General features: G+C 69.8%; 10 protein-coding genes and 1 pseudogene. 6 read left to right on the forward strand and 5 right to left on the reverse strand.

Going from position 1 to position 10,329, the window contains the following annotated elements; genetic code table 11:
• The 4 genes and pseudogenes from DLJ59_RS36075 to DLJ59_RS36090 all read left to right on the forward strand — a co-directional run.
• Positions 1-258, forward strand: a pseudogene (locus DLJ59_RS36075) (tryptophan--tRNA ligase); the annotation flags it as partial.
• 121 nt (positions 259-379) lie between these two features.
• Positions 380-727, forward strand: a complete 348-nt coding sequence (locus tag DLJ59_RS36080; RefSeq protein WP_124778586.1) for a YciI family protein — start codon at positions 380-382, stop codon at positions 725-727.
• 2 nt (positions 728-729) lie between these two features.
• Positions 730-1,986 carry an RNA polymerase sigma factor gene (locus DLJ59_RS36085; protein ID WP_124778581.1) on the forward strand — a complete coding sequence of 419 codons (1,257 nt, stop codon included), beginning with the start codon at positions 730-732 and terminating at the stop codon, positions 1,984-1,986.
• Between the two features lie 16 nt (positions 1,987-2,002).
• Positions 2,003-2,593: an HAD family hydrolase gene (locus DLJ59_RS36090; RefSeq protein WP_124778582.1), complete on the forward strand. Its 591-nt coding sequence runs from the start codon at positions 2,003-2,005 to the stop codon at positions 2,591-2,593.
• Positions 2,594-2,597: 4 nt separating this feature from the next.
• Here DLJ59_RS36090 and DLJ59_RS36095 read toward each other — a convergent pair whose 3' ends face one another.
• The gene (locus DLJ59_RS36095; protein WP_208648961.1) at positions 2,598-3,569 is read right to left on the reverse strand and encodes an NADP-dependent oxidoreductase; all 972 of its coding nucleotides are present in this window, start codon (positions 3,567-3,569) and stop codon (positions 2,598-2,600) included.
• A 193-nt stretch (positions 3,570-3,762) separates the two neighbouring features.
• Here DLJ59_RS36095 and DLJ59_RS36100 point away from each other — a divergent pair, with 193 nt between their 5' ends.
• Entirely contained in the window at positions 3,763-4,449 is a 687-nt protein-coding gene (locus tag DLJ59_RS36100) for a YoaK family protein (RefSeq protein ID WP_244236412.1), read from the forward strand.
• A 90-nt stretch (positions 4,450-4,539) separates the two neighbouring features.
• Here DLJ59_RS36100 and DLJ59_RS36105 read toward each other — a convergent pair whose 3' ends face one another.
• The 3 genes from DLJ59_RS36105 to DLJ59_RS36115 form a co-directional block, all read right to left on the reverse strand.
• The gene (locus DLJ59_RS36105) at positions 4,540-5,619 is read right to left on the reverse strand and encodes a WxL protein peptidoglycan domain-containing protein (protein WP_124778584.1); all 1,080 of its coding nucleotides are present in this window, start codon (positions 5,617-5,619) and stop codon (positions 4,540-4,542) included.
• A gap of 91 nt (positions 5,620-5,710) precedes the next feature.
• On the reverse strand, positions 5,711-7,576 hold the full coding sequence (locus DLJ59_RS36110; protein WP_244236415.1) for a purple acid phosphatase family protein: 1,866 nt from the start codon (positions 7,574-7,576) through the stop codon (positions 5,711-5,713).
• A gap of 251 nt (positions 7,577-7,827) precedes the next feature.
• The gene (locus tag DLJ59_RS36115) at positions 7,828-9,282 is read right to left on the reverse strand and encodes a HupE/UreJ family protein (RefSeq protein WP_244236413.1); all 1,455 of its coding nucleotides are present in this window, start codon (positions 9,280-9,282) and stop codon (positions 7,828-7,830) included.
• Here DLJ59_RS36115 and DLJ59_RS36120 point away from each other — a divergent pair.
• Positions 9,254-9,889, forward strand: a complete 636-nt coding sequence (locus DLJ59_RS36120; protein WP_244236414.1) for a type 1 periplasmic-binding domain-containing protein — start codon at positions 9,254-9,256, stop codon at positions 9,887-9,889. The two genes, DLJ59_RS36115 and DLJ59_RS36120, sit on opposite strands and share 29 nt — an antisense overlap.
• A gap of 72 nt (positions 9,890-9,961) precedes the next feature.
• Here the strand turns inward: DLJ59_RS36120 and DLJ59_RS36125 are convergent.
• Positions 9,962-10,329: cellulose binding domain-containing protein (locus DLJ59_RS36125; protein WP_208648962.1), on the reverse strand; the 368-nt coding region annotated here is incomplete at its 5' end.

Raw genomic sequence — 10,329 nt, forward strand, 5'->3', positions numbered from 1 at the left:
GTGGGCGACGTGGAGGTCAAGGAGCGGCTGATCGTCGCGCTGGAGGGGTTCCTGGCGCCGATCCGGCAGCGTCGGGCCGAGATCGAGGCCGACCGGGGCCTGGTTGACCGGCTGATCGTCGAGGGCACGGAACGGACCCGCCAGGAGGTACGCCAGACCATGCTCGAGGTACGCCGGGCGATGGGGCTGACGGGTGCGTACCAGCAGGTGCGCCGGCGGGCTGAGCGGAGCCGGCGCCGGACGGACACCTCGGCCTGAGGGTCCGGGGCATGCGGTCGGTGAATTGACGTCGGGTGGCGTGTCGAAATCCGCGGTCCCCGTTCGTCGTCATGCTGTACGGCGACACCGCCGCACCGAGAGGAGCCGAAACGTGAAGTACATGCTGCTGTTCATGAGTCCCCTGGTCGACGGGGAGACCGTCGACAACGGGTGCAGCTTCGAGGACTGGATCCGCTACGACCGGGAGATGAAGGACGCCGGGGTCTGGGTGTCCGGGCATCCGCTACAGGACCTGACCACCTGTACGACAGTGCAGGTGGGCCCGGATGGCGAGCGCACGATCACCGACGGGCCGTTCGCCGAGACCCGTGAGCTGCTCGGTGGGTACGACGTCATCGACGTGCCGGACCTCGACGCCGCGCTGGAGTGGGCGGCCCGCAGTCCGGGGGCCACCGGCCCCGGGTCGGTCCAGGTCCGTCCGATCGCCGAGATCGACGTGCCGGTCTGATCGTGTCGGGTGAGAGGGCAGCCGTCGGGTCGTCGGTGGAGGCCGTGTTCCGGGAGGAACGCGGCCGACTGCTCGCCTCGCTCGTGCGCCGCTTCGGCGACCTCGACCTGGCCGAGGAGGTCGCCTCCGAGGCCATCGAGGCGGCGCTGACCCACTGGCCGGCGGACGGCGTCCCGAGCCGGCCGGGTGCCTGGCTGCTCACCACGGCTCGGCGTCGAGCCGTGGACCGGCTGCGTCGCGACCGGGTGCTGGCCACCCGGCTCGCCGTACTCCGGGCGGAGGCCGAGCGGGCCGATCACGCCCCGCCGGCCGACGCGGACCGTGACCTGCCCGACGACCGGCTGGCGCTCTTCTTCACCTGCGCGCACCCGGCCCTGGCGGCGCAGGATCGTGGAGCACTCACCCTGCGGTTCCTGGCCGGCCTCACCACGGCCGAGGTCGCGCGGGCCTTCCTGGTGCCGCCCGCCACCATGGCCCAGCGACTCGTCCGCGCCAAACGGAAGATCCGCGACGCACGTATCCCGTTCCGGGTGCCGGGCGACGACGAGCTGCCCGGTCGTCTGCCCACGGTGCTCCAGGCCGTCTACTCGATCTTCACTGAGGGGTACGCGGCCAGCTCCGGCCCGGATCTGCAACGGATCGATCTGGCCGAGGAGGCCATCCGGCTGGGCCGGATCCTGCGTCGGCTGCTGCCGGCCGAGCGGGAGGCCGCCGGGCTGCTCGGCCTGATGCTGCTGGTCCACGCCCGACGCGACGCGCGCACCGGACCGGACGGCGCCATGATCCTTCTCGACGACCAGGATCGGGGGCGCTGGGACCGTCCCATGATCGAGGAGGGACGCGGCCTGGTGGTGGTCGCGCTGACCGGCCGAGCGCCCGGACCGTACGCGGTGCAGGCCGCCATCGCCGCGCTGCACGACGAGGCCGCCGACGTGGCCAGCACCGACTGGCCGCAGGTGGTGGCGCTCTACGACGTGCTGCTCGGGTTGGTGCCCTCGCCGATCGTGGCGCTGAACCGGGCCGCCGCGGTGGCCATGCGGGACGGACCGGAGGCGGGGCTCGCGCTGCTCGACGAGTTGGCCGACGATCCGCGTCTGCGCGGCCACCATCCCTATCCGGCGGCGCGGGCCGACCTGCTGCGCCGGCTCGGCCGGTACGACGAAGCCGCGGCCGCGTACCGCGACGCGTTGACGCTGGTCGGCACCGAACCGGAGCGCGCGTACCTGCTCAGTCAGCTGAAGGCCGTCACGACCGAGTGAGCTGTACCCTTCCCCGGTGAGTCTGCCGCTGCCCCCCGGGCCGTTCGCCGCGTACCTGTTCGACTGCGACGGGACCATCGTCGACTCGATGCCGCTGCACTACCTGGCCTGGCAGCGGGCCCTGCGGGAGTGGGACTGCGAGTTTCCGGAGGACCTCTTCTACGCCTGGGGTGGGCGGCCCACCGCCGACATCATCGTCGCGCTGAACGAGCAGCAGGGTCTGACCATGCCGGTGGCGGCCGTCGTCGAGCGCCGGGAGAACTATTACCAGGAGTTGCTGCCGCAACTCGCCGCGGTGCCCGAGGTGCTGGCGCACATCCACGACGCGCACCGGCAGGTCCCGTTCGCCGTCGTATCCGGCAGCACCCGCGCGTCGGTCACCGCCTCCCTGGGCGTGCTGGGCCTGCTGGACCGGTTCGACGTGCTGGTCTGCGCCGACGACTACACCCGTGCCAAGCCCGACCCGGAGGCGTTCCTGCTCGCGGCGAAGCATCTCGGCGTACCCCCGGAGTCGTGCCTGGTCTTCGAGGACACCGACCTGGGCATCCAGGCCGCGACGGCGGCCGGCATGGCATCGGTACGCGTGCCGCAACAGCGCACGCCCTGAGCGCTCAGGCCACCGTCAGCAGGAGCTTGCCGGCGTAGGACGTCTTCAGCCGCTGGTGGGCGTCCCGCACCTTGCCCAGTGGGAACGTCTCCGCGACGTGCACCACGAACGGGCCCGCCTCGATGAGTTCGTTGAGGCGCTGCAACTGTCGGGGGTTCGATTCGCCGTCGTACGGGCGGACCGTGACACCCGGCCGTTCCTGCGGCTCGGGCCGCACCCCGTGGGCGTACGCGACGACCCCACCATCGGTCAGCACCTCGGTGAGCCGGTCCAGCGTCGCGCCGCCGGCCATCGCCAGGATGGCGTTCACCCCGCCCGGCGCCGCGTCCCGGATCCGGGCCAGCACCTCGGTCATGTCGCCGCGGCCGTCGAGGGACACGTCGGCACCGAGCCGGGTCACCAGCGCCACACCGTCAGCGCCGGACGCCACGGCGATCACGTTCAGTCCTTGCCGCTTCGCCAACTGCACGGCCAGGTGGCCCTGACCGCCGCTCGCACCGAAGATCAGCAGCCAGGCGCCGGCCGACAGGCTGAGGGTGTCGAGCCCGGCCAGCGCGGTCAGTGCGTCGGTGGGCATGGCACCGGCATGCTCGGCGGGCACACCATCGGGCACCTTCGCCGCGTACTCGGCCTTGACCGACGCGTACTCGGCGTAGAGGCCGCCCTTCGGGCGGGTGGTGGCGGAGACGTAGACCAAATCACCCACCGCGAGGCCGGTCACCTTGCTGCCGGCCGCGATGACGGTTCCGGCGCCGTCGGAGCCGGGCACGATCGGGAGCGCCGAGCCCTCCGGCACCAGCACACCCTCCCGCTCGTACGCGTCCCACACCCCGACGCCGGCGCTCCAGACCTTGATCAGCACCTCGTCGTCGGCGACCTGCGGGATCGGCAGCTTTCGCAGAGTGATCACCTCCGGCCCGCCGAACTCATCGAAGGCCGCGGCTTGCATCCGCTCTGGCACATCCCCGTCAACCATGTGGATTCCCTCTCCGTGCCGGCGTCACCGTCGCAGCATGCCGGCTCGGGAACAGGCGTGGCCCGGAGCGGAGGGTCGTTCACCCACAAGGGCGAACGCCACGATCGCCGGGCGTAGCCAGGGCGGGCACGGGAATGCCGACGTTCCGTGCCGGGCGGGTCGCGCTGGCCGCCGGACCGACGGAAGGGGCATCGTGCACGCGCCGTCGACGCGGGCCACCGCCTGGCTTCTGGTGGCACTGGCCGCAGCCTCCGGCTGCCTCGACGTGATCTGCCTGACCAGGCTCAACGGCTACTTCGCCAGCGTGATCACCGGCAACCTGGTGCACTTCGGTCACGCCCTCGCCACTGCCGACACCCGCTCGCTCGCGGGAGCGGTGGTGGCGGTCGGCGGGTACGCGGTGGGGGTGGCCGTCGCCACTGTGCCGTTGCGCCACACCCCGCCGGGTTGGAACCGCCGTACCGCGGTGGTGACGTCGGCCGAGGCGGTGTTGCTGCTCGGCTTCACTGCCGGCTGGTTGGCCTGCTCGGCACGTCCCGGGTACGGCTTCGGGCTCGTGCTGTTGGCGATGGCGGCCGTGTCGAGCGGCATCCAGAGCGTGATCACCGTGGCTGCCGGCATCCGGGGTGCGTCGACCACCTACCTGACCGGCTCGCTGACCCAGCTGGTCCGGCGTCGCGTCCTCGACCCGCACCGGTTCGCCGACGTGGGCGGCGCCGGCCGGCTGGCGGGGCTGGTGGTGGGTGCCGTGCTCGGCACCGTGGTGCTGGGAACGGCCCCGGCCTGGGCATCGGTGCCGGCGGCGGTGCTGGTGGTCGCCGTTATCGCGGTCGCGATCGGCCTCAGCCGGCGGCCCAGGACCCCCGCGAACGGGCGATGACCACCGGGCGATAAGCGCAGTCCTCCCGGGCCATCACCGAACCGGGACCACGCCTCATCCAGGCGGTGATCCCGGCGGTCGGCTGAGTGATCAGGAAGCTTGCGGCTCCGGACCGCGGAGCGCCTGCTCGACGGCGTCACGTACGCGGGCGTCCTCGCGGGCCTTGCGCTGCGCCTGGTTGCGACGCCGGTAGAGGTACGCCCCGACGAGCGCGGCGATCAGCACGACGAGCGCCAACGCCAGCGTCCACGGCAGGGCCCAGCCGTGCGCGGTGACCTCGACCGGCTTGAGCGGGGTGGTGGAGCCCGAGGCGTCGGTGAGCAGGGGGGTCAGCGTCGCGGTCGTGGCCAGCGAGATGGTGGGGGCCACCCCGTGTACGGGCACCGTCATGTCCCAGCTCTCACCCGGGAGCAGCTCCGGCAGTGCGGCGATGTCCTCGGCCCGCACCTTCAGCAGGCCGAACGGGCCCGAGACCGTCATCGTCTGCTGGCCGGACAGGGCCGCGTTGCCGACGTTGTGGACCTTGAACGTGACGGTGGCGTCACCCTTGCTGAACGGGTTGGCCGTTCCGGCGTACTTCACGTGGAGGTCCTCGATCGCGAGGTTCGGCTTCAGCTCGCCGCCGACCCGCAGCTTGATCCGGATGCCGAGACGCCGGTCGACGTTGATCCCCTCGGCCTGGTCAGGCTGGGTGAGCGCGGTCAGGATGCCACCGACGTAGTCCCCGGGCGTGGCGTTGTCCGGGATGCTGACCTTGAAGGGGACCTGGGCGGTCTTGCCGGGCTGGATCACGACACTGCTGGCGTTGGCCTTCACCCAGGCACCGATCGCCACGGACTTCTTGTCCTTGGTGAGCAGGTCGAGCTGGCCGGCGTCGGTGGTGAAGCCGTCGGCGGCGTACACGGAGAGGGTCAGCGGCGCCGGGCCGCGGTTGGCCACGACCATGGCGTCCTCGACGGCGCCACCGGGGTTGACGTTGTAGCTGTAGCTGGACCGGGCCTCGCCGTAGCTGTTCGAGGCCGTCCGGACCGTCCAGGCGACGTTACCGTCCGCAGCACGGGCGGGACCAGCACCGACGCCGACGGCCGCGACGACGGCGAGCAGGGACAGTGCAGTCGTACGGAGGAGCGCGGCGGGCGTGGTCTTCCAGCGCGTTACGGACGGGTACATGTCAGTTCCTTGAGGTGATCTTGGACGGATGGCAAATGGGTGGCGGGGTAGACACCCGAAGGTGCCTACCCCGCCCGGTGGAACTGTTCGATCAGCTGCTCAGCGCGGTGATCGTGAGGGTGGTGCGGTAGTTACCCTTGGCGATGCTGTCCGGGATCTTCAGGTCCAGGTCAGCGCCGAGCTTGGCGCCACCACGCGGGTGACCCTGCACGGCCGCGGCGAGGCCGCTGGAGACCGAGAGGCCCTTGCCCTGATCGTCGTAGGACGACAGGACCGCGGCACCGGCCTCGGCGCCCGCGCCGCCGTCGAGCACGTACGGGTTCCAACCGAGGTAGGAGCCGGAGAACTTCTTGTCGGCGTCCTGGAAGTCGCCGACGTTGGCCGAGATCGACCACGGGGCGAGCGAGCGGCGGCTGTCCGACACGAGGATCGGGTTGATCTTGCCGTTGGCCTGGAAGTAGGTGCCGTTGCGCTCCTGCGCGGTGCCCAGGTCGACCAGACCGTTGTAGCCGTCGATCGTCCAGCCGAACTCGCCCGGAGCCGGGTTCGGCACGTTGACCTGGATGGCCTGACCGTCAGCGTGGTACGGGTGGATCGTGGTGTTGTCCACGATCGAGCCGACCGGCTGCCCCTCGGCGGTGTTGGTGCAGGAGAGGCCCTTCTCGACAGCCGCGTTCGGCGCCGCGCAGGTGCCGCTGCGGATGTTCTGGAGCACCAGCTTGTCGGCCTTGACCTGCACCTTGACGTAGCTGCGGACGTGCTCCTGGTTCTGCACCGAGTTGAACCAGTAGTTGTTCGGGTTCAGCGGGTCCGGGCCGAGGCCCTCAACACCGGTGCCGGTGTTGTCCGGCTTCTTGATGTCGTAGTACTTCGAGCCGGAAGCCGAGTTCGCCGTCACGTAGATGACGCCGCCCGGTCCGGGGAACACGTCGGCAGCGCCCGGCTTCTCAGCCGGGTTCTCCTTCTGGCCGTTCTTGATGGAGTAGCTGCGGGTGTAGACGTGGTCGTGACCCTGCAGCACCATGTCGATGCCGAGCTCGGAGAAGGCCGTCGTGAAGTCCTTGCGACGGATCTTGTTGTCCGCGTCGGTGGCGTGGCTCGCCGCCGAGTAGATGGAGTGGTGGTAGACCAGCACCTTCCACTTGGCCTCGGAGCCGTGCTTCTTGACGACGTCGGTGACGTAGGCGACGTGCGCCGCGTCGCCACCGGCGGAGCCGTCAGTGGGGTTGACGTAGCTGTTGCTGTTCAGGTCGATGAACAGCACGTCCTTGTAGATGTACCAGTAGTCGCCGCCGGAGCGGGTCGCCTGGTCCCCGGTGTAGTACTGGGCCGAGCGGTCCGTGTTCGGGGTGAAGTGGTGCTGCTCCCAGGCCTTGCCACCGACGTCGTGGTTACCGATGGTGGCCGCCGTCGGGTACTGCCGCAGCTGCTCCGGGGAGAGGTACGCGTCCCACTGTGCCTCGTTGTTCGCGGACTCGACGTGGTCACCGGCGGAGACCAGCAGCTCGGTGTCCGGGTTCGCCGTGGTGGCGACCTTCAGCGTCTCCGCCCAACCGGCCTGGTCCTTCGCGACGTCGCCGGAGGATCCGATCTGCGGGTCACCGAAGAACAGGAAGTTGTAGTCGCCCTCGAAGTCCTGCGTCTTGAAGGCGTACGCCGGGGACCAGTTGCCCTCGGCGCCGACCCGGTACGAGTACGCGGTGTTCTCACGCAGGTTGCTGATCGTGGCGTGCCGGTTGAACCCGGTGGTGGAGGTGTTCGCCCCGCCAACGGCCTCGAAGCTGACCGCGCTGGCCGGGAACTCGCCGTTGACGATCTCGGCCGTCGGCGCGAGCTGGATCTTCTGCGCCGTGTCGGCGGAGGAGTACCAGGTCACGATGCGCTGGGTCTCGTTGGCGCCGACGCCGAGGACCACACCGGTGATCGTGGTGGACTCAGCCGCGCTCACCGGGGCCATCAGGCCGCTACCGAGGGCCACGCCCATTCCGAGGAACCCGGCTGCGACCCCGGCAATCAGGCGCCGCCGCATGGGTGCGGGGACCCATGTCGAGGTGCTCAATGTCATCGACATTGTTCCCTTCTCAAATAGAGAAATGAATGTGTCTTCACCCGACGCCGGGGGAAGCAATCACACGCTTTCGTTGCCCGGTGAACCGATCATGAACGCGATCTTGCGAAAGACACACTTCACGAACTACTTAGCGTTGCTCATGATCCGGAAATGCGCTGGACAAACCAGATCAAACCCATAATGGACACGCCGGCGGAAACAGCTCCGGTCGCCCAGAGGCCGGCCTTCGGCGCGCGACGCCGCAGCACGAACAGCAGCGGGAAGACGAGCGCGATAATCGTCAACTGAACGACTTCGATGCCGATGTTGAACACCAGCAACGACCACAGCAGCGTCCATGACCACGCCTCGTCGATGCCCAGCGCGCCCGCGAAGCCCAGGCCGTGCACGAGGCCGAAGCAGAACACCACACCGAGGCGGATCCAGCCGGCCCGATCCAGGCTGAAATGACCGTGCCCAGCCGCCTCCAGGTCGGTCGCGTGCGCACCTCGTCGCCAGATTCCCCACAGATGCCACCCGGCGACGACGGCGATCGACAACGCGATGATCGGTTCCACGACCGCCCCCGGCACCTCGACCAGGCCGAGCGCGGCGAGCATGAACGTCACCGAGTGCGCCAGTGTGAAGCTGGTGGCCGCGAGCACGATCTCCCGGAGCCGCCGCGACCCGGCGATGAGCGCCAGCAGGAACAGAATGTGGTCGATCCCGCCCAGCAGATGCTCGGCGCCCAGGAGGAAGAACTCGCCGAATCGCTGGTACCACGCCTGCGCGGTCGAGAAGGACGGGTTGGCGGCGTCGAGTGCGGCACTGCCCGAACGGCCGTCGATCTCGTAGGTGACGATCGTCTTCGTGCCCTTGACGTAGTCCTCGTCATCCGGGAAGAGGTTGCTGCGCACCACGTGCTCGTCGACCCGCTCGGGGCAGGTCCAGTCCAGTTGCAGGTTCGCGTACGGCACGCCCTCGCGATCGCCGATCGTCGCGTCACCCACCTGTGTCGGCTGGCAGGCCGCACCTCGGGAGTTCACCGAGAACCGGTCGGAGACGTACCTGAGGACCGTCGACGCGTGACTCTTCAGGGCGGCGGCCTGGGCGGCGGTGTCGCCCGCCTCGAAGGCGGCGGTTCCCGCCTGAAAGAGCGGGTCGTCGTCGCCGGCATCCGCGGCGGAAACGATGAGGAGGTCGTATTCGAGCTCCACTGCCGTCCGAATGTGACCCTCATCTCCCGCCGCAATTTTTGCGTACACAGTCGACGAGAAGCCGTGCGCGGAAGCCGGTTCGGCGGCCAGAAACGGAACTACCACTGCGGCGAAACCGACAGCGGCGACGATAACGGTACGGCGGATGCGGCCTAACATTCGACTCCCTCGGTTGGCCAGTGCACGTTGCATGTCGTGGGTGAACACCAACCCGCGCACCGGCGAACCGCCGGAGAACAAAATCGCCGAACGGTCGCCCACCGATTGCCGGCGACCGGAATTGAGATAGGAATACGGAGACGTACGCGCACCCACCGCCACCACCCGGAGGACGATCACCTTGCGCCCCCCGCTTCGGGCCGTTGCCATGCTGGCCGCGACCGCCGCGCTGGTCACTGCCTGTGGCTCCAGCGATGACTGGTCGGAGCCACATCCGGCGCCCCGCGCCATCGGCTCGCTCGGCCCAGGTTTCGTCGGCCCCTCGACGAAACCCGCGCCGGAGGCGACCATCACGCCGCAGCCCGGCTCGTGGGCCGACGTCCACCCGCCAAAGGACTATCGGGTCGTCCTGCTGACCAGCGGCGACGACGACCCGACCAAGGCCCTCGTGACGGCGGTCAAGGAGTGGGCCGACGACGAACACGTCGACCTCAGGACGATCACCGCAGGCGATGCGCAGGACGCCGTTCCCAGCATCGCCAAGGCGATGGAGATGGGCCCGGACCTCGTCGTCAGCGCGGGCAACGACCTGATCGACGCGCTGGCGCTGGTCACCCCGAACCACCTCGACGAGAAGTTCCTGGTGGTGGGCGCGGAACTGGCCGAGCCCACCCACAACGTGACGGCTGTCGACTGGGACGGCGCGTCTTTCCGTGGTGAAGGGCTCGGCATGTCCTCGACGTACGACCCGAAGTCGTTCACCGCGGACCGCTGTGCCGCTGCCATCCGGGCTGGCGTGGCCGCCGTCCTCAACGACCTGACCGGGATCGTGGTCTGGCTCTGACAACGGGGCTCCGCCCGCGCAGCCGTACGGCCCGGCGCGGAGGCTCGTGAACCTCCGCACCGGGCCTGGCGGTCACCCGGCCGAGCAGGTGGGGATCATCCCCGTGCCGGTGCCGGTGCCCTGGTAGCCGAACTCGGTCGACTGCCCCGGTGCGATCGAGCCGTTGTAGGCGACATTCGTGAACTGGACGGTGCCGGTGTTGCCGCTCCGGTCGGCGCTCCAGACGCTGGTGATGCTGGCACCTGACGGCAGGGTCATGGTGACCGTCCAACCATTGACCGGTGCGGTGCCGGCGGTCACCCGCACCGTGGCGACGAAGCCACCCGTCCACTGGTTGACCGACACCGCCGCCGCACAGCCGCCACCGGTCGGCGGCGGCGTGGTCGGAGGCGGGGTAGTCGGCGGCGGCGTCGTCGGAGGCGGGGTGGTCGGAGGCGGGG

Origin of the sequence: Micromonospora inaquosa, assembly GCF_003857055.1 — a bacterium.
In the GTDB taxonomy this organism is placed as follows: domain Bacteria; phylum Actinomycetota; class Actinomycetes; order Mycobacteriales; family Micromonosporaceae; genus Micromonospora; species Micromonospora inaquosa.